1 protein-coding gene is annotated in these 272 nt (G+C 65.8%); it reads right to left on the bottom strand.

Annotated features, from left to right (window positions below; all coding sequences use genetic code 11):
* On the bottom strand, window positions 1–272 hold a 272-nt coding region (locus NMD1_RS04005), incomplete at both ends, for an alginate export family protein (RefSeq protein WP_158453907.1).

Below are 272 nucleotides of genomic sequence, written 5' to 3'. Positions count from 1 at the left end.
CCGGTTTGGCGGATGAAAGTTCCTGGTGAGAAGACGGAGAGGGAGGCGGACAGTTCCAGTTCGGCGGTGGTTTGCCATGCGAGCGTGGCTTCGGCTTCCTTGCCGATGAAGCGGGCGTGGCTGGTGCCGGGCGCGCGGATCAGGTTGCCGGGAATGTCATAGACGCCATCGCCGGCCGTGTAGCGCCAATAGGCCATGGCGGCGATGCTGGCGGACCAGCCCTTGCCCAGCGGCGTGCTGATCCGGGGGTTGAGGCTGACGATGTTGGTCGG

It is taken from the genome of Novosphingobium sp. MD-1 (genome assembly GCF_001014975.1).
Lineage (GTDB): Bacteria > Pseudomonadota > Alphaproteobacteria > Sphingomonadales > Sphingomonadaceae > Novosphingobium.
Note: the sequence above shows the minus strand (reverse complement) of the source record. Positions and strands in the feature narration are given on the sequence as shown.